The 20,551-nt window shown below is 56.6% G+C and carries 18 protein-coding genes; 9 read left to right on the top strand and 9 right to left on the bottom strand.

The genetic code is table 11. The features are described from left to right. Nucleotides 1-173: 173 nt before the first annotated feature. The gene (gene tyrP / locus JT31_RS00965) at nt 174-1,385 is read right to left on the bottom strand and encodes a tyrosine transporter TyrP (protein WP_038472283.1); all 1,212 of its coding nucleotides are present in this window, start codon (nt 1,383-1,385) and stop codon (nt 174-176) included. 246 nt (nt 1,386-1,631) lie between these two features. Here tyrP and JT31_RS00970 point away from each other — a divergent pair, with 246 nt between their 5' ends. Next, entirely contained in the window at nt 1,632-2,741 is a 1,110-nt protein-coding gene (locus JT31_RS00970) for an ABC transporter substrate-binding protein (RefSeq protein ID WP_038472286.1), read from the top strand. Nucleotides 2,742-2,862: 121 nt separating this feature from the next. Here JT31_RS00970 and JT31_RS00975 read toward each other — a convergent pair whose 3' ends face one another. Further along, a complete protein-coding gene (locus JT31_RS00975) occupies nt 2,863-4,560 on the bottom strand; it encodes an NAD-dependent malic enzyme (RefSeq protein WP_038472287.1) in 1,698 nt (565 codons plus the stop codon). Between the two features lie 222 nt (nt 4,561-4,782). On the opposite strand from JT31_RS00975, the gene JT31_RS00980 reads away from it, so the two are divergent. The 5 genes from JT31_RS00980 to JT31_RS01000 all read left to right on the top strand — a co-directional run bounded on the left by JT31_RS00980 (nt 4,783) and on the right by JT31_RS01000 (nt 11,259). Then, complete coding sequence (locus JT31_RS00980) at nt 4,783-5,706, top strand: aminoimidazole riboside kinase (protein WP_038472290.1); 924 nt, start codon at nt 4,783-4,785, stop codon at nt 5,704-5,706. 154 nt (nt 5,707-5,860) lie between these two features. Beyond that, a complete protein-coding gene (locus tag JT31_RS00985) occupies nt 5,861-7,378 on the top strand; it encodes a carbohydrate porin (protein WP_038472292.1) in 1,518 nt (505 codons plus the stop codon). A gap of 64 nt (nt 7,379-7,442) precedes the next feature. Continuing rightward, the gene (locus JT31_RS00990; protein WP_038472295.1) at nt 7,443-8,813 is read left to right on the top strand and encodes a sucrose-specific PTS transporter subunit IIBC; all 1,371 of its coding nucleotides are present in this window, start codon (nt 7,443-7,445) and stop codon (nt 8,811-8,813) included. Beyond that, nucleotides 8,813-10,222 (top strand): sucrose-6-phosphate hydrolase, encoded by a 1,410-nt coding sequence (locus JT31_RS00995; protein ID WP_038472298.1) that lies wholly within the window; start codon nt 8,813-8,815, stop codon nt 10,220-10,222. Before JT31_RS00990 ends, JT31_RS00995 begins: the two co-directional genes overlap by 1 nt. Before the next feature lie 29 nt (nt 10,223-10,251). Beyond that, entirely contained in the window at nt 10,252-11,259 is a 1,008-nt protein-coding gene (locus JT31_RS01000) for a LacI family DNA-binding transcriptional regulator (protein WP_038472300.1), read from the top strand. Nucleotides 11,260-11,285: 26 nt separating this feature from the next. Here JT31_RS01000 and JT31_RS01005 read toward each other — a convergent pair whose 3' ends face one another. The 4 genes from JT31_RS01005 to JT31_RS01020 form a co-directional block, all read right to left on the bottom strand. After that, nucleotides 11,286-12,677, bottom strand: coding sequence for a heavy metal sensor histidine kinase (locus JT31_RS01005; protein ID WP_038472303.1), 1,392 nt, complete (start codon nt 12,675-12,677; stop codon nt 11,286-11,288). Then, the gene (locus tag JT31_RS01010) at nt 12,674-13,351 is read right to left on the bottom strand and encodes a heavy metal response regulator transcription factor (RefSeq protein WP_038472304.1); all 678 of its coding nucleotides are present in this window, start codon (nt 13,349-13,351) and stop codon (nt 12,674-12,676) included. Before JT31_RS01010 ends, JT31_RS01005 begins: the two co-directional genes overlap by 4 nt. A 76-nt stretch (nt 13,352-13,427) precedes the next feature. Continuing rightward, on the bottom strand, nt 13,428-14,207 hold the full coding sequence (locus JT31_RS01015) for an alpha/beta fold hydrolase (RefSeq protein WP_038472306.1): 780 nt from the start codon (nt 14,205-14,207) through the stop codon (nt 13,428-13,430). 111 nt (nt 14,208-14,318) lie between these two features. Beyond that, nucleotides 14,319-15,533 (bottom strand): MFS transporter, encoded by a 1,215-nt coding sequence (locus tag JT31_RS01020; RefSeq protein ID WP_038472307.1) that lies wholly within the window; start codon nt 15,531-15,533, stop codon nt 14,319-14,321. Nucleotides 15,534-15,643: 110 nt separating this feature from the next. Between JT31_RS01020 and JT31_RS01025 the strand changes: the two genes are divergently transcribed. Next, nucleotides 15,644-16,552 carry a LysR family transcriptional regulator gene (locus tag JT31_RS01025; RefSeq protein ID WP_038472309.1) on the top strand — a complete coding sequence of 303 codons (909 nt, stop codon included), beginning with the start codon at nt 15,644-15,646 and terminating at the stop codon, nt 16,550-16,552. A 190-nt stretch (nt 16,553-16,742) separates the two neighbouring features. After that, nucleotides 16,743-17,375, top strand: coding sequence for a Vat family streptogramin A O-acetyltransferase (locus tag JT31_RS01030; RefSeq protein WP_038472312.1), 633 nt, complete (start codon nt 16,743-16,745; stop codon nt 17,373-17,375). A gap of 129 nt (nt 17,376-17,504) precedes the next feature. Here JT31_RS01030 and JT31_RS01035 read toward each other — a convergent pair whose 3' ends face one another. The 3 genes from JT31_RS01035 to JT31_RS01045 form a co-directional block, all read right to left on the bottom strand. After that, the gene (locus JT31_RS01035; protein WP_038472314.1) at nt 17,505-17,765 is read right to left on the bottom strand and encodes a hypothetical protein; all 261 of its coding nucleotides are present in this window, start codon (nt 17,763-17,765) and stop codon (nt 17,505-17,507) included. A 68-nt stretch (nt 17,766-17,833) separates the two neighbouring features. After that, entirely contained in the window at nt 17,834-18,730 is an 897-nt protein-coding gene (locus tag JT31_RS01040; protein WP_038472316.1) for an SDR family NAD(P)-dependent oxidoreductase, read from the bottom strand. 25 nt (nt 18,731-18,755) lie between these two features. Further along, nucleotides 18,756-19,493: an SDR family oxidoreductase gene (locus JT31_RS01045; RefSeq protein WP_038472317.1), complete on the bottom strand. Its 738-nt coding sequence runs from the start codon at nt 19,491-19,493 to the stop codon at nt 18,756-18,758. A gap of 121 nt (nt 19,494-19,614) precedes the next feature. Between JT31_RS01045 and JT31_RS01050 the strand changes: the two genes are divergently transcribed. Then, nucleotides 19,615-20,523 (top strand): LysR family transcriptional regulator, encoded by a 909-nt coding sequence (locus tag JT31_RS01050; RefSeq protein WP_038472320.1) that lies wholly within the window; start codon nt 19,615-19,617, stop codon nt 20,521-20,523. Nucleotides 20,524-20,551 lie beyond the last annotated feature (28 nt).

Raw genomic sequence — 20,551 nt, forward strand, 5'->3', positions numbered from 1 at the left:
TGAAGCGATTTTATAATGGGAATTAAGATGATAATGACAATAATTAGCATTTACAATATTAACTCTGCTTACATAATTACTGGTTTTTTATCCAAAATCCTGATGATTTAGCGGGGAATAAGCAGGAAAAGAGGGGATCGCGGGACGAGCGTCCCGCGTGAATGCGAAGGGGGTTATCCGACTTCCGGCAGCAGGCCAACGGCAATCAGACCCTGAATCACGATAACCGCGATACCGCAGGCGAAGACCAGCGCGAGCAGGGGTTTGCCGCCCGCAACTCGCCAGGCTGCATCGACGTGCTGCTTACGGCTCTGCCACACCAGCATGGAAGGCACCAGCAGGGCAAGCACCGCCAGCGCAACGCCCGCATAGCCCAGCGCCATCACAAAGCCCTGCGGGTAAAACAGCGCAAAGACCAGCGGCGGCAGGAAGGTCATCAGCCCGGTTTGCAGGCGGCCAGAAGCCTTGCGGTTGCGGGCAAAGAGGTCACCCAGGTAGTCGAACAGCCCCAGGGAAACCCCAAGGAACGACGTGGCTAGCGCGAAATCGGCAAACAGATGCACCGCCAGCTCCACGTGCGGGGTGGCCACAACCTGACGAACAACCTGCAGGAACCCGTTAAGTCCCGAGTGTTCGGCCATCAGCCCGGTAAAGGTAGCGGAGTCAATCGCGCCGAGGGTGGCGAGCTGCCAGAAGATATAGGCCACCAGCGGAATGGCGCTGCCGACGATAAACACCCAGCGCAGCTTACGAATATTGCCGTTCATGTAGCTAACGATGCTCGGCACGCTGCCGTGGAAGCCAAAAGAGGTGAAAATTACCGGAATAGCGGAGAGCGCCAGCCCTTTTTCAATCGGCATCGTCAGCAGGTTGGTATGATGAATATGCGGCATCATCAGCGCCAGCATCACCACCAGTAAAATGATTTTGGCGCTAAACAACACGCGGTTAAACATGTCCACCATGTGAGTGCCGACGCAGACAATCCCGCCCGCGACCAGGGTAAACATTAATACGCCGGAGGTGGCTGAAATTGAGGTCGAAAGCCATTGACTCAGGCTTGCGGCCAGCAGTTCACCCGCCCCGCTGATGTAGGCCGCCGTAAGAGCGTACATCAGGAACAGCATGCTAAAACCGGTTAACCACTGCCCGGGGCGACCAAGATAGCGCCGGGCGAGGGTGCCAAGGCCGGTGTCCGCAGAGACGTGCTGATAAACTTCAACCAGCAGCAGCGCGGTATAACACATCAATGCCCAAAGGCCGACGAGCATCAGCAGCGTGACGCCAAAACCTACCCCCGCCGAAGCCAGCGGCATCGCCAGCATTCCTGCGCCAATTGTGGTTCCCGCCACGATGAAAACACTGCCAAGAGTCCTGTTCTTCACGCTTCCCTCTGAATTTACGAAGAGCTGTATGCAATTATGCCGCGCAGGGTAAGGGAAAATCTCAGGTGCGTCAAATGAGGATTACGGTGTGTGTATCGTTATGTTTACAATCCAAATGGAGTTTAAGTGACGTTGTCACGTAATAAAATTAAACCAATGAGCGCTTGCCATGCCGGGGAGAATTAAGGCTTTATTAATATAAATAGTAATAATAACTAATCTCTTTCTCATGGAGAGCATCAATCAATGAAAGCAAATTTTGTCCTGACAGGGTTACTGCTCGCTTCGGCAGGCTGCGGTGCAACAACGTATCCCATCACGGTTACCGACATGGATAACCAGCGCATTACTATCAAAAAAGAACCGCAGCACGTCATTTTGCAGGACGGACGCGACATTCTTTCCCTCGCACTGCTCGACCGCGAAGATCCGTTCAAGCGCGTCGTGGCCTGGAATAACCTGCCGAAAAAGCAGGATACCCAAACCTGGGACGTACTGAAGCGCAAATGGCCAGAGGCCACGAAGATTATTGATATGGGCTTTAGCGATCAGGGCGAGGTTAACCTTGAGAGCGTGCTGGCCCAGCAGCCGGACATCATGATTGCGCAACTGCGAGCCAAGCCCGCGCTCGAGCAAACCGGCGTCATTAAGTCACTTAAGAAACTGAATATTCCCGTAGTGTTTGTTGATTATGAGCTGCACCCGGTGGAAAACACCGCCAACAGCGTGAAGCTGCTCGGCACCGTGCTTAATCAGGAAAAACGAGCGAAAGAGTACACCGATTATTATCAGCAGCACCTGACCCATATCCAGCAGGTTACCGCCGACGTTAAAAATAAACCGACCGTATTTATTGAGCCGATTGCCGGCAACACCGAAAACTGCTGTTTCACCCACGGGCATAACGGTTGGGGGGCGCTGGTCGAAGCCGTAGGCGGGAAGAATATTGGCTCTACGCTGCTGCCGGGCAGCGCAGGATTTGTGTCGATGGAGCAGATAATCGCCATGAAGCCTGACGTCTATATTATGTCTGGCTCCAAACGCCCGAACCCAAGCGTACTGCCGTTTGGCTATGGCGGCACGCCGCAGGAAGTGAATGCGACCTTTGATAAGCTGCTGGCTCGTACCACGTTCCAGAGCATTGAGCCGGTAAAAGAGGGCAAAGTGTATGGCGTTTACCACCACTTCTATAATCACCCGTATAACATCATCGGGATGGAGATTTTAGCCAAAGACCTGTATCCGCAAAAATTGCAGGATCTTGACCCTACGGCGGATTACCACCAGATAATTACGCAGTTTACGCAGATTCCTGACGATCCGATTCTGTTGAGCTATTCGTATAAGAAACCGTGATTTCAAGAACCGCAGGCATCCCTCCGCCGCTTTCCGTGCTTTGTGGACTTCATTAAAGTGCGGAATCAAAAGTAAAAAACCCGCCAAAAGGCGGGTTTGAAAGGCTTTCACGATGACTTCGTTAAATAGACGTCCGGCGGTAATCGCGGTATTCCGGCTGCCAGAAGTTCTCATCAATCGCCTGCTTCAGGGCTTCGGCAGAGGTCACCACCGCCACGCCTTGCTGCTGGGCAATTTTCGCCACCGCAAAAGCGATCGCACGGGACACTTTCTGGATATCCTTCAGCTCAGGCAGCACCATGCCTTCACCGTCGTTCAGCAGCGGAGAGTGCTGCGCCAGGGACTCGCTGGCCGCCATCAGCATTTCGTCGGTAATGCGTGACGCACCGGAGGCAATCACCCCCAGGCCAATGCCCGGGAAGATGTAGGCGTTGTTACACTGGGCGATAGGATAGGTTTTGTCTTTCCAGCTCACCGGCGCAAACGGGCTGCCGGTGGCCACCAGCGCGGCGCCGTCGGTCCAGGTGATGATATCCTGCGGAGTTGCTTCCACGCGGGAGGTTGGGTTGGACAGCGGCATCACGATTGGGCGGGCACAGTGCTTGTGCATTTCGCGGATGATCTCTTCGGTGAACAGGCCGGTCTGGCCAGAAACGCCGATAAGAATATTTGGCTTCGCGTTACGCACCACGTCCAGCAGCGAAATCGCTTCGTTTTCCAGATCCCACGCAGACAGGCTTTCGCGACTCTGCACCAGTTTAGTCTGGAAGGAGAGCAGGTTAGGCATGTTGTCGGTCAGCAGGCCGAAGCGGTCGACCATGAACACGTTACTGCGGGCGGCTTCTTCGCTCAGCCCTTCGCGCTGCATCTGAGCGATGATTTGCTCGGCGATGCCACAGCCTGCAGAGCCTGCGCCCAGGAAGACGATTTTCTGCTGGTTGAGCTGGCTGCCTGCCGCACGGCTGGCGGCGATCAGCGTGCCGACGGTTACCGCCGCGGTGCCCTGAATGTCGTCGTTAAACGAACAGATTTCGTCCCGGTAACGGGTCAGCAGCGGCATGGCGTTTTTCTGCGCGAAGTCTTCGAACTGCAGCAGCACGTCCGGCCAGCGGTGGCGCACGGCCTGAATAAATTCATCCACGAATTCGTAGTAGTCGTCGCCGGTAATACGCGGGTGGCGAGAGCCCATATACAGCGGGTCATTCAGCAGTTGCTGATTATTGGTCCCTACGTCCAGCACCACCGGCAGGGTGTAAGCCGGGCTGATGCCGCCACAGGCGGTGTAGAGCGAAAGCTTACCGATCGGAATGCCCATGCCGCCGATGCCCTGATCGCCGAGGCCGAGAATACGCTCGCCGTCGGTCACCACGATCACTTTAATGTTGTGGTTAGGCACGTTCTGCAGAATATCGTCCATGTGGTGACGATTTTCATAGTTGATGAACACGCCACGGGAACGACGATAAATTTCGGAGAAGCGTTCGCAGGCCGCGCCGACGGTCGGGGTGTAAATCACCGGCATCATCTCTTCCAGATGATTTTCAACCAGGCGGTAGAACAGCGTTTCGTTGGTGTCCTGAATGTTGCGCAGGTAGATGTGCTTGTCGATTTCGGTTTTGAAGCCCTGGTATTGGATCCAGGCGCGTTCCGCTTGTTCTTCGATGGTTTCAACCACTTCCGGCAGCAGGCCAAGCAGGTTGAAGTTGCGGCGCTCTTCGATGCTAAAAGCGCTGCCTTTATTCAGCAGGGGGAATTCAAGTAAAACGGGTCCGGCGTAAGGGATGTAAAGCGAACGATGTTTTTTAGGTTTGATGTCCATGTGCATACTCTTTTTTCGACGTAACGTCTTGCCAATAAGGCTCATTCGGTGAGTTGTCGCGCGATATTATGGCACAGCGGTTTGGCATCTGACACAGCCAGACTAAGAACTTTGGTTACACAAGTCCCCCAAATCATCAGGAATTTTGTTTCAGCGCGTTCTCCGAGTGTGTTTAAATAGCTAAACCAGTTTAGCAAATTTTAGCTTGAGAATGGAGATACCATGAGCGTACAGGTTTGGGTTCTTGGAGACGCGGTTGTCGACCTGCTTCCGGACGGCAACGGCCGACTATTGCAATGCCCGGGTGGCGCGCCGGCCAACGTCGCCGTAGGCATTGCTCGCCTCGGCGGCAGCAGCGGATTTATCGGCCGCGTAGGGGACGATCCCTTTGGTCGTTTTATGCGGCAAACCCTTAAAGACGAAAACGTAAACATCGATTTTATGCGTCTGGATGCAGACCATAGAACCTCCACCGTGGTGGTCGATCTTGACGAGCACGGCGAACGAACGTTCACCTTCATGGTTCGCCCCGGTGCGGATTTATTCCTTGAATCGGGCGATATCCCGTCCTTCAGGCACCACCAGTGGCTGCACGTCTGCTCGATAGCCCTTAGCGCAGAGCCCAGCCGAAGCACCACGTTTTCAGCGATGGAGCAGATTAAAAAAGCCGGCGGCCAGGTGAGCTTTGACCCCAATATCCGCACCGATCTGTGGCACAACGCCGCCGAGCTTCAGGCATGCCTGATCAGAGCCTTGCTGCTGGCCGATGTCGTGAAGCTTTCCGTTGAAGAGCTGATTTTTATCAGCGGCAAAGCTGACCTTCGGGAAGGTATTACCGAGCTGGCCGGTCGCTATCAGATGAGCCTCCTGCTGGTGACGCAGGGCAAGGATGGCGTGCTGGTCTACTACCGGGGGGAAATCTATCACTTTGACGCCAGGCCCGTAGTTTGCGTGGACACCACCGGCGCGGGTGATGCCTTCGTCGCCGGGCTGCTCAGCGGCCTGGCGGCTCAGGGATTACCCGAAAGCGAACGGCAGCTGGCCGAGATTGTCGCTCAGGCGCAGCTTTGCGGCGCGCTGGCGACGACGGCGAAAGGCGCGATGACCGCCTTACCGCGTCGCGAGGAAGTCGAGCAGTCGCTGTAGCCGGGTAAAATATATTCTGATTGTCGTGCCTGTCACATTTACTAAATCGGTTTAGCCAAATTCATTGCTTTCAGCATTCGGGCCTGGTTACCCTTTTTTGACTAAACCGGTTTAGCAAAATAACTGACATTAGCCTCTCAGGGACACGACGAACATGTATCAGAAAAGCAAACTGGCGGTGATGATAGCGCTGCTGGTCGGCACGGCCTCCGTACAGGCCGCCACGGATTTAAGCAGCATCGAATCACGCCTTGCGGCGATGGAACAGCGATTACAGGATGCGGAAAGCCGCGCACAGGCGGCCGAGAAACGCGCAACCGTGGCTGAAAACAAAGCTCAACAGCTCGCTTCTCAGCAGCAACAAACTCAGGCGACGACCAAAGAAGTTGCTGAACGCACCGCCAGGCTGGAATCTAAAGCGGATAAACAAAATGGCTTTGAGTTCCACGGGTACGCGCGTTCAGGCCTGCTAATGAACGATTCTGCTTCCAGCAGCAAAAGCGGCCCTTATTTAACCCCCGCAGGGGAAACCGGCGGCGCGGTAGGGCGCCTGGGTAACGAAGCGGATACCTACGTTGAGCTAAATCTGGAGCATCGCCAGACGCTCGACAACGGCACAACCACCCGCTTTAAGGCCATGCTGGCTGACGGGCAAAAAACCTATAACGACTGGTCGGCAGACTCAAGCGACCTGAACATTCGCCAGGCTTTTGCCGAGCTGGGCAACCTGCCCGGTTTCGACGGCCCGCTTAAAGGCAGTACCTGGTGGGCAGGTAAGCGCTTTGACCGGGACAACTTCGACATTCACTGGCTCGACTCGGACGTGGTGTTCCTCGCGGGTACCGGCGGCGGCGTGTATGACGTGAAATGGAATGACGGCCTGCGCAGTAACTTTGCGGTCTATGGCCGTAACTTCGGCAACCTCGAGGACACCGGCAACACCGTCCAGAACTATATGCTGACCATGAATCACTTTGCCGGGCCGTTCCAGCTGATGGTGACGGGGCTGCGGGCGAAAGACAACGACGACCGCAAAGATGCAAACGGCGATCTGATTCAAAAAGAAGCGGCGAATACCGGCGTGCATACCCTGGTGGGGCTGCATAATGACAGCTTCTACGGCCTGCGCGAAGGTAGCGCCAAAACCGCGCTGCTTTACGGCCACGGCCTTGGGGCAGAGGTGAAGGGCATTGGCTCAGACGGCGCGCTGCTGTCGGAGGCAAATACCTGGCGCTTTGCGAGCTTTGGCGTGACGCCTATTGGCGGCGGCTGGCATATTGCCCCGGCATTGCTGGCACAAAGCAGTAAAGATCGCTACGTGAAGGGCGACAGCTATCAGTGGGCGACGGTCAACGCGCGGCTTATTAAAGAGGTGACGCAAAACTTTGCCCTGGCCTTCGAGGGCAGCTATCAGTACATGGATCTTAAACCTGAAGGTTACAAAGACCGCAACGCGGTCAACGGCAGCTTCTACAAGCTTACTTTCGCCCCAACGCTGAAGGCCGGCAGCATCGGCGACTTCTTCAGCCGCCCTGAACTGCGCCTGTTTGCAACCTGGATGGACTGGAGCAGCAAGCTGGACAAATACGCCGGCAATGACGCCTTCGGCAGCAGCGGCTTTAACGCCGGCGGAGAATGGAACTTTGGCGTTCAGATGGAAACCTGGTTTTAACGAACTTGCCTCCCGCCGCGGCGGGAGAGCCACGAAATAACAATAAAGCGTTTAAGAGGTGTCTATGGATTTCAATCACATTGCCCGCGAGCTGATTCCGCTGCTGGGCGGTAAAGAAAACATCGCCAGTGCGGCACACTGCGCCACCCGGCTGCGGCTGGTGCTGGTTGACGATGCGCTCGCAGACCAGCAGGCGATCGGCAAAATTGACGGGGTGAAGGGGTGTTTTCGCAACGCAGGGCAGATGCAGGTCATCTTCGGCACCGGCGTGGTCAACAAGGTGTATGCCGCGTTTATTCAGGCCGCAGGGATCGCGGAGTCCAGCAAGTCAGAGGCGGCAAATCTGGCGGCGAAAAAGCTGAACCCGTTCCAGCGCATAGCGCGTTTGCTGTCGAACATTTTTGTTCCCATCATCCCGGCCATTGTAGCCTCTGGTTTGCTGATGGGGCTGCTGGGGATGGTGAAAACCTACGGCTGGGTTAGCCCGGACAACGCGCTCTATATCATGCTGGATATGTGCAGCTCCGCCGCGTTTATTATCCTGCCTATTCTGATTGGCTTTACGGCCGCCCGCGAATTCGGCGGCAACCCTTATCTGGGCGCGACGCTGGGCGGGATTTTAACGCACCCGGCGTTAACCAACGCCTGGGGCGTGGCCGCCGGGTTCCACACCATGAACTTCTTCGGGCTGGAAGTGGCGATGATTGGCTACCAGGGCACGGTCTTCCCGGTGCTGCTGGCGGTGTGGTTTATGAGTATTGTTGAAAAACAGCTCCGCCGCGTTATTCCCGATGCGTTAGACCTGATCCTGACCCCGTTCCTCACCGTCATTATTTCCGGTTTTATTGCGCTGCTGATCATCGGCCCGGCCGGACGGGCGCTGGGTGACGGCATCTCGCTGGTACTCAGCACGCTCATAGCTCATGCGGGCTGGCTCGCCGGTTTGCTCTTTGGCGGGCTGTATTCGGTGATTGTGATAACGGGCATCCACCACAGCTTCCACGCCATTGAGGCCGGGCTGCTGGGCAACCCGGCTATTGGCGTCAACTTCCTTCTGCCAATCTGGGCAATGGCGAACGTCGCGCAGGGCGGTGCCTGCCTGGCGGTGTGGTTTAAAACCCGGGACGCGAAAATCAAGGCCATCACGCTGCCCTCGGCGTTTTCGGCCATGTTAGGCATTACCGAGGCGGCCATCTTCGGTATCAACCTTCGCTTTGTTAAACCCTTTATTGCAGCGCTTATCGGTGGCGCCGCGGGCGGGGCCTGGGTGGTCTCCGTGCATGTCTACATGACGGCTGTGGGCTTAACCGCGCTGCCGGGCATGGCCATCGTGCAGGCCAGTTCGCTGGTGAACTACATTATCGGCATGGTTATCGCCTTTGGCGTGGCGTTTGCTCTCTCGCTGCTGCTGAAATACAAAGCGGAGTCTGAATAATGACGTTAGCTTCCCGCCTGCCCGCCATCTTACAGGCGGTAATGAAAGGCCTGCCAAAGGCCCTGCAGGATACCCACTACCCGCAGTGGCACCACGCCCCGGTGACCGGGTTAATGAACGATCCCAACGGATTCACCTGGTTTGCCGGGCGCTGGCACCTGTTTTATCAGTGGAACCCGCTGGCGGCCGACCACAAGTACAAGTGCTGGGGCCACTGGAGTTCGGCAGATTTAGTGCAGTGGCGGCACGAGCCGCTGGCGCTGATGCCGGATGAAGATTACGACCGCAACGGCTGCTACTCAGGCAGCGCCGTTGATAACGCAGGCAGGCTGACGCTGTGCTACACCGGCAACGTTAAGTTTGACGACGGCAGCCGCACGGCCTGGCAGTGCCTCGCCGTAGAAAACAGCGACGGCGGTTTTGACAAAGTGGGCCCGGTTTTGCCGCTGCCTGCGGGCTACAGCGGCCACGTGCGTGACCCGAAGGTCTGGCAGCACGAAGGCGTCTGGTACATGGTGCTGGGCGCTCAGGATCTGCACAAGCAAGGCAAGGTTTTGCTGTTTTCCTCTGCCAACCTGCATGACTGGGAGAGCAGGGGGGAAATCGCCGGTCACGGCGTCAACGGGCTTACGGATGCAGGCTATATGTGGGAATGCCCCGATCTTTTCCCGCTGGACGGTAAACACCTGCTGCTGTGCTGCCCACAGGGGCTTGCCCGCCGGGCTGAACGTTTTCTTAACGTTTACCCGGCGGCATATCTGGTCGGCGACTTTGATTACGCTTCGGCCAAATTTAACCACGGCGAGCTGAACGAGCTGGACGCCGGCTTTGAGTTTTACGCCCCGCAAACGGCGCTGGCTCCGGACGGACGGCGTTTGCTTGTTGGCTGGATGGGCGTACCGGATGGGGAAGAGATGCTGCAGCCAACGCGGGAGCATGGCTGGATCCACCAGATGACCTGCCTGCGGGAGCTGACGCTTAAAAACGGCAAGCTTTATCAACAGCCGATTGCGGAACTGGCTCAGCTTCGCGAAGCAGAACAGCGCTGGCAGGGCGAAGCCAGCCTGGCACCGGGGCTGGAGGCAAAACGTCTTGAGCTACAGATAGAGCTGAGCGGCGAGCTGGGCATCCATTTTGGCGGCGGCCTGACGCTAGAAGTTACCGGGCAGGGCATTACGCTTCAGCGTCCGGGCCTGGCGACGGGTGAGCCACTATACCGCTACTGGCACGGCAAGGTTTCTTCCCTGCAGATCCTCTGCGACAGCTCGAGCGTAGAGATTTTTATCAATCACGGGGAAGGCGTGATGAGCAGCCGCTATTTTCCACAATCTTCAGAGCGGCTCTCTTTCAACGGTGAGTCGGAGGTCACGTTGCGCTACTGGTCGCTGCGTTCCTGCATGATAGAATGAGGGTTTGGACTAACTGCCACGGTTGCGCTGTGAAAAAAACCAAACGCGTCACGATTAAAGATATTGCCGAACTGGCGGGCGTTTCAAAGGCGACCGCCAGCCTGGTGCTCAATGGACGAGGCAAAGAGCTGAGGGTGGCGCAGGCTACCCGCGAGCGCATCATGACGATTGCGCAACAGCAGCACTACCAGCCGAGCATTCACGCGCGTTCGCTGCGCGACGATCGCAGCCACACCATTGGTCTCGTGGTGCCGGAGATAACCAACTACGGCTTCGCCGTTTTCTCCCACGAGCTGGAAATGCTCTGCCGCGAGGCGGGCGTTCAGCTGCTTATCTCCTGCACGGATGAAAACCCGGGGCAGGAAAACATGGTGGTCAGCAATATGATTGCGCGCCAGGTAGACGGCCTGATTGTTGCTTCGAGCATGCTGAGTGCGGTGGATTACCACAAGCTGAGCGAACAGCTGCCGGTGGTTCTGTTCGACAGGCACATGAACGACACCACGCTGCCTCTGGTTATCACCGATTCTGTGCAACCTACCGCCGAACTGATTGAGCCTATTGCCCGCCAACATGCGGATGAATTTTACTTTCTGGGCGGGCAGTCAAGATTATCGCCAACGAGGGATCGCCTGGAAGGATTCACTCAGGGACTTACCCGCGCAGGCGTTGCGTTGCGCCCGGAGTGGATTATTCACGGCAGCTACCATCCGAGTGCCGGCTATGAGTCTTTTGCCGCACTTTGCGCGCAGCTTGGCCGCCCGCCAAAGGCGCTGTTCACCGCCGCCTGCGGCCTGCTTGAAGGCGTGCTGCGCTACATGAGCCAGCACAACCTGCTGGAAAGCGATATCCATCTGGCAAGCTTTGACGATCACTATCTCTACGACTCGCTGTCGGTGCGAATCGACACCATTCAGCAGGATAACCGCCAGCTGGCTTTTCATTGCTATGAGCTGATTAGCAACCTGATTGACGGGCAGTCGCCGGAGCCTTTGCAGCGCTATCTTCCGGCCAAAATAGTGCGCCGACACCCATAAACCACGCGGTTCATCGTCCACCAGCGCTACTGATGGCCAGGAAACCATAAGCCAAACCGGGTTACGCCAGCCTGACTTTCAACCCGGCAGCGGCCCTGATGCAGCTGCATGATGGAGTTAACGATGGATAACCCAAGCCCGCTCGAGTGCGCCGAGTCGTTACGGGAAGGATCCGCGCGGTAAAAACGATCGAAAATCCTTTCCTGATGCGCAGGGGAAATCGTCTCTCCGCGGTTAATCACCTCGATAGACAGACCTTTATCTGCTGGCGTCGCCTCAATGAGAATCTCGCTACCAGGCTGTGCAAAGCGCACCGCGTTAGAAAGCAGGTTCGCCAGAGCGCGGCGCAGCAGCAGGGCATCGGCATATACCGTTCCGCTGGCGCGAATTTGAATCGTTACGTCACGGTCGGCGGCCAGGTCCTCAAAATACTCACCGATACGATGGACCTCTTCGGCAACCTCAATATGAAGCCGCTGGATCTCCTGGTCAGGCTGCTCCGCCTGGGCCAGAAACAGCATGTTGTCGATCATCCGCGACATGCGCTGCAGCTCTTCAAAATTCGAGCCCAGCAGCCGCTGGTAATAAGCGTTGTCCCTCGCGGTGCCCAGGCCGACTTCCGTCTGGCCGAGCAGGGTGGTTATCGGCGTGCGCAGGTCGTGGGCCATATCGGCGCTGACCTGTTTTAACTGCTGGAACCCGCGTTCCAGGCGTTCGAGCATGGCATTAATCTGGTCGATCAGCGTATCAAGTTCGGTCGGAACATCCTGCTTATCAAGCCGTGAAGAGAGCGTTTTGGTGCCGATTTTTGCCGTGCGGTCGGCCAGCCTGCGCAAAGGGGAAATGCCACGACGGGCAAAAATCACCGCCAGCACAACGGAGATTGCCGCCATCATCGAGGCAAAGAGAATAATCTTGTTGCGGTACTCTTCCAGGATATGAGTTCTGTCGCTCAGTACGCGCGCCGAGATAATCTCCAGCGGTGGTAAATCGTTGGCAGAAGGGCTAATCGCGGCCATATACACCATCGGCGTGCCGTCCGCGTTATTGGCGTGATGCACGGCCTCAAGCGTCAGCCGCTGGTTGGCAGCAACTGCCGTAACGCCGGGAATCGCGCGCTGCATGGGGTTCACTTCCAGCAGCGTAGCGCCGCCCACATAGCGGATCACCAGCAACGATTCGGTATTGCCCAGCATATTGGCAAACAAATGGGGCTTTTCGCGGATCAGCTGCCGCGCGTCAAGATCCCTCAGCAGCGTGCTGATCTGGTCCACGCGGGAAACCAGCGCGGCATCGTCGCGTATCGACAGCTGCTGGCGGAGGGCGTAATAAAGCACGCTGCCCATCACGGTAAAAGCAACGAACGAGAACGCCGCCAGCAGGACGGCCAGGCGAAAGGTCAGCGAGACGCGCTTCATGACTCTTGCTCGCAGCGGTAGCCCACGCCGTGCACGGTATGGATCAGCCGCACAGGAAAGGGATCGTCCACTTTTTGCCGCAGCCTGCGCACCGCGACGTCCACAACGTTGGTGTCGCTATCGAAGTTCATATCCCAGACGCGGGAAGCCAGAAACGTTCTCGACAAAACCTGTCCCGGATGCTGCAGAAAGCACACCAGCAGCTTGAACTCTTTGTTGGTCAAGGTGATGCGTTTACCTTCTCGCTCGCAGCGGAACTTCGCAACGTCCACCACCAGATCCGCCAGCGACAGCACTTCTTCGGCTTCAGCCAGCGGCTGGCCACGGCGTAAAATAATGCGGATCCTTGCCAGCAGTTCGGCAAAGGAGAAAGGTTTCACCAGGTACTCATCGGCGCCCAGCCCAAGCCCGCGTAAACGGTCTTCGAGCGTGCCGCGCGCGCTGAGAAACAGCACCGGCGTCTGGCTGTGGGCGCGTAAACGCTCCATCACCGTCCAGCCGTTCATTTCCGGCAGCATAACGTCCAGCAGAATCAGGTCATAACTTTCTTCCCGCGCCAGATGCAGGCCGTCGATGCCGTTGGCCGCCCAGTCCGCGGTATAGCCCGCTTCGTTCAGCCCGCTGACCAGATAGGAGGCGGTTTTGGCTTCGTCTTCAATGATGAGGATTTTCAAACGGCGGGATCCTGTTAAAAGGAGAGAAAAGGGCGTGCAGGGCGCCCCAGTCTCGTCAGTATAAGATGCGTGAACCTTAGTATCCAGGCACGTGTGCGGCTTTCATGATCAGGTTAGCGACCGCTTCTGGCTGAGAAATCAGCGACACGTGGCTGGACTTCAGCTCAATGGTCTGAGCGTGCATACGCTTCGCCATGAAACGCTCCAGATCCGGGTTAATGGTGCGGTCTTCGGTAGAGACCGCATACCAGGTTGGTTTGTTGTGCCAGGCGGCAACCGTGGTTTTTGCCGTGGTGATGGCTTTACCGATCGGCTGCTGTACTGCGTAATACGCTTCGGCTTCTTTCACCGGCAGGTCACCGGCGAAATCATGCACAAACGCAGACTCGCTCAGCGCACCGTAGCCTTCATCGCTCCACTTCAGGCCAGCAGAAGCCGGAGCCGCAGGGTATTTTTTGGTGAGCGCCGGGTAGTCTTCACCCGCTTCTGGCGCGCGGGCGGCGATATACACCAGGCCTTTAACTTCAGGCTCATCGCCAGCCTGACTAATGACCATGCCGCCGTAAGAGTGTGCCACCAGAATAACCGGGCCGTCTTGCTGCGCCAGCGTGCGTTTCACTGCGGCAACATCGTTATCCAGAGAGGTAGTTGGGTTCTGTACCGCAGTCACGTGCAGGCCTTTGGCCTGCAGCCGCGGGATAACTTTGCCCCAGCTAGAGCCATCGGCAAACAGGCCGTGCACCAGCACGATATTCTTCACTTCCTGGGGGGCTGGCGTGGTGTCGGCATGAGCGACGGAGCTGCCCAGCGCGGCAAGCACGAGAGAGGCGATAGCAGAGAGATGGCTTAATTTCATGGTGTATCCTCAGGATTCAACAAAGGGGGTCACGGCTAATTTAGCGAGCGGAGGCCAACAAAGTGCTGACCTGGAAATGACAAAAAAATGACAAACGGAAAGCCAGGGCTATCAGCCACCACGGGCTTTGTTTTCACGGGTGACCATCACGGCGAGCAACCCGGCCAGCGCAAAAGCGGCGGCAACATAGGGAATGGGGCGAGGCCCGGTCAGGTTTATCAGCAGGCCGCCTGTCAAAGAGCCCAGCCCGATGGCTGCGTTAAAGACCGACACGTTGACCGAGGTTGCGGCATCGGCTCCGCCTTCCAGGCGAGAAGCTTCTTTAAACACCAGGGTTTGCAACAGTACCGGCAATGCGCCGTAGGCCGCGCCCCACAGCGCAATGGTGATGAAGATGGCCGTATGGCTGACGGCTGCCGCATTAAGACAGGCAAGGCTGGCGGTGAACAGGGCGGCAACAATTCCCAGACTTGTGCGTGGCGCACGGGCGGCAAATGGCCCGACGGCGAAGTTGGTGATAACGCCCGCTGCGCCATAAACCAGCAGCAGCATGCTGATTTGCCCGCCGCTCTGGCCGGCCATTTGCTCAAGGAACGGCGTAATGTAGGTGTAGGCCAGGAAGTTAGCGGTGACCACCAGCGCGGTGATGCCGAAAATACCCAGCAAGGCGCCACTTTTAAACACCGCGGAAATAGCCCCGCGTTTGGCAGATTTGGCGATCCTCACCGCAGGAACTGACCAGGCGATAAGCGTGAAAACCACCAGGCACAAGATACACAGCGCGGCGAACACGGAACGCCAGCCGTAGAAATCACCCAGCATGGTGCCCGCAGGCACGCCCAGCACCGTTGCCAGAGAAACACCGCCAAAAACAACCGACGTTGCCCGCACGGCATTGCGTGAAGCCACCAGATGCACGGCGGTGACCACGGCGGTTGACCAAAATACGCCGATAGCCGCAGCCACCAGAATACGGCCAATGAATACCACAAAGTAATCCGTTGCCAGCCAGGTAATCAGGTTCCCGGCAAAGCAGGCGGCCAGCAGGCCAGCCATCAGCGTTTTGCGGTTAATGTGCCCCAGCAGCCCGGTGAGCGGGGCGGCGGTGAGGGCCACCATAAAAGCAAAAATGGTGACCAGATAACCGGCCACGCCCAGAGAAACGTTGAGTCCGGCGGCCATGCCCGGCAGTACGCCAACCGGCATCAGCTCGGTGCTGACAAAGGTGAAACAGCCGAGGCTGAGCGCCAGCACCGCCGCGATACTGCGGGCCCGGGACACATGCGCGCCATGCGGCGCAGCAATATTTGTACTGCTTGATTGCATAAAACCATCCTGAAAAGGTGAACAGATCGAAATGACGAGCAAATTGTGGCGTCGCGAAGGGCAGAATGCGATAGCATGAAAGGCATAAGACTTATGACCCGGAGTCACCAATGAGAGCATTAAGTTCGCAGTTGCTGGAAGGCGTGGACGTGATGGCGGCGGTTGTCGATACCCTGAGTTTTGGCGCTGCCGCAGAGATGCTGGATATGTCGCAGTCCGGCGTGAGCAGGGCGATTGCCCGCCTTGAAACAAGGCTTGGGATCCGCGTATTTGAGAGAACCACGCGTTCGGTCAGGCTGACCGATGAAGGGCGTGAGTTCTACGAACAGGTAATGCCGCTGATTGCCGCCCTGGCCGACGTTACCGGCGAGGCCGCAGGGGGCAGGCAAAAAATTCGGGGCAGGCTGAGGGTTAACGTTGACCCGCTGTTTGCCAGCCAGGTTTTGGGGCCGCGCCTCGGCACCTTTATGGATGAAAACCCCGATCTGGAAATTGAGCTGCGCAGCCGCGATGAACTGGGCGATCTTATCTCGGACGGCTTTGACCTTGCGCTGCGCTTTGGTCATCCGCAGTCTTCGTCACTGATAGCAAGAAAGCTGTTCGACACGCGGGTTTTTGCCATGGCCTCGCCCGAATATTTGCAGCGCTTTGGTCACCCGAAAACGCCTCAGGAGCTTCAGAACGAGCCGCACCGCTGCATTTTATTCCGCGAGCCGCTGACGGGGAAACCGTTCGCCTGGGAGTTTCACCAGGGGAAAAAGAAGCTGATGATCCAGCCCAGAGGCATGCTGACGGTCAACGATGCGGAAACCGCATTCAGCACCTGCCTGGCCGGACTCGGCGTGGTGCAGATTTTTGAACTCGGCAGCGAGGAATACGTTTCTTCGGGGCGCCTGGTGCCGCTCTTCCCGGCGTGGTCAGATCACCGTTTTCCGCTCTACGCCTATTACCCGTCACGGCACCACGTTCCGGCGAAAACCCGCGCCTTGCTGGACTTTGTCAGCGGGCTGGTGGGTTGAACTTCTTAGGCAAATCAGGCAAAACGGAAATAGATATTTCGTTGGGAAGGAAAAGTGCATATGCAAATACCAGAACTCCATACAGAACGCTTGCTATTAAAGCCATTAGCCGCCGAAGATGCCTCACAGAAAAGAAAGAGTATGTCGTGTGTGATAATCTGATGTCGGTAAAATTCTAATCGGAGGAAATATGCACGGACCAAATCCAATGAACAAACATCCAATGGAAGGATTTCCTCAGGTTTGTTTCATTAAAAATACAGTGACAAATCCAAACATAATTGTGGGTGATTTCACCTATTATGATGATCCTGAGGGGGCTGAGAATTTTGAACGAAATGTTCTCTATCACTTCCCATTCATAGGCGATAAATTGGTTATTGGTAAGTTTTGCGCTATCGCAAAAGGCGTCCAGTTCATCATGAACGGCGCTAACCACAAACTATCAGGCTTCTCTACCTTCCCGTTTTATATCTTCGGAAATGGATGGGAAAAAGCTATGCCGCAATCCGGCGATCTGCCCTACAAAGGCGACACGGTTATCGGGAACGATGTGTGGATAGGGTATGAAGCACTTATCATGCCTGGCGTAAAAATTGGTAACGGCGCAATTATTTCCTCGCGATCAGTTGTCACAACTGATGTGTCTGCCTATACAGTCGTGGGGGGGAATCCAGCAAAAGTGATAAAGAAACGATTTTCTGATGAAATAGTATCCGAACTGGAAAAATTAGCGTGGTGGGATTGGCCTGTAGAACGGATTACTGAATACCTCACTGCAATAATGTCTAATGATCTTGAAGCACTTCGCAATACCGAATGAATTGGTTTACGGTTGCCATCTTATATTTGGCAACTTCCGCTCCTCGCTCAAAGCAGCGAAACATACAGCCGCCGGGCCTTTCTGGCATTGATGCAGGCTATCGAGGAGTCTGACGAGTAACCCCCAGGATTAACGCTCGACCAGCCACAGCAGCGGAATCACCGGCAGGGCGAAAATGATAAGGAAAATCGTCAGCTCTTCACCCCAGCCGTAGCCCACTTTAATAACACCGATCAGCATATTGACCGCCGTAATAAGGCACCACAGCACCGCAAAGCCTCTGGCGATAATCGCCTGGGCTGGCGGGTAGTCCGGGGTAAAAAGTCGAATCAGCAGATAACACCCGCTGGCGAGTAAAAATCCGCTCAACAGAAAGAGAAACGTGCGCATCAAACACTCCAGGAAATGGCCTGCGGCTTAGCTTTTGCCAGATGCAAGATAAGCCGCAGGCAGGGGTTTTACCGTCGGGGAGTAAGCAGGTCGCCTAAGCCAATACGTTGCAAAAACTCTTTGCGGATGCGGTCGGCCACCGCGTTCACCACTTCGGCGCCGTCGTCGGAGGGATCAACGTGCACCCGGAACGGGCGTTTGCCGTCCGGCGCATTCACGATGTCCACCATCGCCGCGGCCACGTCTGCTACATCTGCATCTTCCGGCTCGCAGGTCGCCAGGCCTTTCAGCGCTTCATCCTCCAGGCCGGCCGTTGGGCCATGTTTTGTGTACGCCTGTTCGCGTTCGGTATCCGCAGGCTTGCCGGAATGCAGGAAATGGTTGGTGCCTTTGGTAAAGGCGCCCGGCACCAGAATCGAGCTTTCAATTCCCCAGCGGCTTAGCTCGGCGGCATAGCTCACGGCCACGGCGTCCATTGCGGCTTTGGCGGCAAAATAAGGGGCCAGATAGGGCGGAGTGCCTCCCCTGGTACTGCTGCTGCCGACCCAAAGCACGAGGCCCTTTCTCTGCTGGCGCAAATAAGGCAGAGCCGCCCGGTTAACGCGCTGGGTGCCCAGCACGTTAATGTCAAACAGCTGGCTGAACTGCTCCGGCAGGAAGGCTTCAGCGGGGCCGTAGGACATATGTCCGGCGTTATGAACCACGACGTCGAGCCTGCCGAGTTCCGCAATAATCAGCGCGATGGCCGCATTCGCAGAATCCTGAGACTGCACGTCAAGCTCAACGGCACGGAGATCGACCTCGTGCTGCCGCGCATAATCCTTAAGGCTTTCAACCTGAGGGGCATTGCGGCCCGCGATGTCCCGCATACTGGCGTAGACGGTATGTCCGGCATGGGCGAGGGCGCGAGCGGATAACGCCCCAAAGCCGCTGGACGCCCCGGTTATCAGAATGATTTGCTGCATGGTTTTCTCCAGTTTGCCGCGAAATTTAAGCAAAGCCGCCGTTGACGCGGATAACCTGAGAATTCACCCAGCTGCCGTCCGGACCAGCCAGCGTGGCAACAATGCTGGCAATTTCGTCAGGTGTGCCGATGCGCCCGAGCGGGGCGAGGTTGGCGATGGCCTGGATTTGCTCTTCGGTTTTACCGTTCAGGAATAGATCCGTGCCGGTTGGCCCAGGCGCTACGGCGTTAACGGTAATATTGCGGCCGCGCAGCTCGTTGGCGAGAACGTGAACCAGGCCTTCAACACCGGCCTTAGAGGCAATGTAAGGGCCGTATGCCGGGAAGGATTTCGCGATAACGCTGGTTGAAAGGGCAATAATGCGGCCGCCTTCGTTCAGTGATTCGGCGGCATTAGCCAGCACCATAAACGCGCCGCGCAGGTTTGTGTTGATGACTTTGTCAAACTCAGCGAGGCCGGCTGGCGTGATTTTCACCATCGGCATAATCCCTGCGCTGTGCACCACTACATCGAGCTGGTTATTAACGGCTTTCGCTTCGGCAAACAGGCGAGCGACATCGCTTTCGGATGAGACATCGGCCTGAATCGCCACGGCTTCACCGCCGCTGGCCTTAATCGCCTGCACCGTTTCATCGGCGCTGGCTTTGTTACCGGCATAGTTGACGATGACGGTGAAGCCGTCGCGAGCCAGTCTTTCGGCAATAGCCCGGCCAATCCCACGGGAAGCGCCGGTCACCAGGGCAGTTTTCTTTGCAGTTGTCATGTTGTTCTCCAGATGCTGTGAGTGGGTCGCCCCGAGTGGGCGTGGGTGCATTGTTAATGTTTTTGAATTCGGGATAAATGGTGCTAATTTGATAAGATAATTCCGTTTTGGTTAATAATAGATGGATAAATTCGATACGTTGCAGCTGTTCACCCGCATTGTTGAGCTGGGCAGTTTCAGCCAGGCCGCCGACCAGCTTGGCATCCCCAGAGCCACGGCCAGTAATGCGATTAAAGAGCTCGAGAGCCAGCTTGGCTGCCGCCTGCTGGAACGGACTACCCGCCACGTGCGTGCTTCCCAGGACGGCAAAGCGTATTACCAGCGCTGCGTATATATTCTGGCAGAGCTGAATGATGCAGAGGCCGCGCTGCGACCGGTGGTCACCAGGCCTCGTGGAATTTTGCGCATCGACCTGCAGGGAACGCATGCGTCACAGATAGTTCTTCCGCTGCTGGATGAGTTTCATCGCCGTTACCCGGACATCGAGCTGATTATCAGCAGCGGCGACAGGCTGGTTGATCTGGTTCGTGAGGGGATCGACTGCGTGGTGCGAGCCGGTAAGCTGCAGGATTCTTCGCTGGTTGCGCGCCACCTGGCGGATTTGCCGCAAATTGTGTGCGCCAGCCCGGATTATCTGGCGTCATTTGGTGTACCTGAGCATCCGGACGATCTCGAGCATCACCAGTGTGTAAACTTCTTCTCGACCACGGGCGGCCTGAATTATCCCTTCGAATTCATCATTGATAACGAGCGGCGAGCCTTCTCGCCCAAAGGCTGGGTGACGGTCAACGAAGCGGAAAATTATGTTATCTGCGCGCTGCGGGGCTGCGGCCTGGTTCAGATCCCGCGTTACCACGTCGAACAGGCGCTGACTGAAGGTCGGCTGGTAGAGGTCATGGCTGACTGGCAAAGTCCGGCCATCGCTGTTTCTGCGGTGTATACCCAAAACCGGCAGCTTTCTCCGCGAGTACGCGTGTTTATCGACTGGTTGAAAGAGATTTACAGCGCGAGGTTTCCTGCGGTGGGTTAGTGCCTGGCTGGCCAGGCACTGAGTACCG

The organism is Cedecea neteri, from assembly GCF_000757825.1.
GTDB lineage: Bacteria > Pseudomonadota > Gammaproteobacteria > Enterobacterales > Enterobacteriaceae > Cedecea > Cedecea selenatireducens.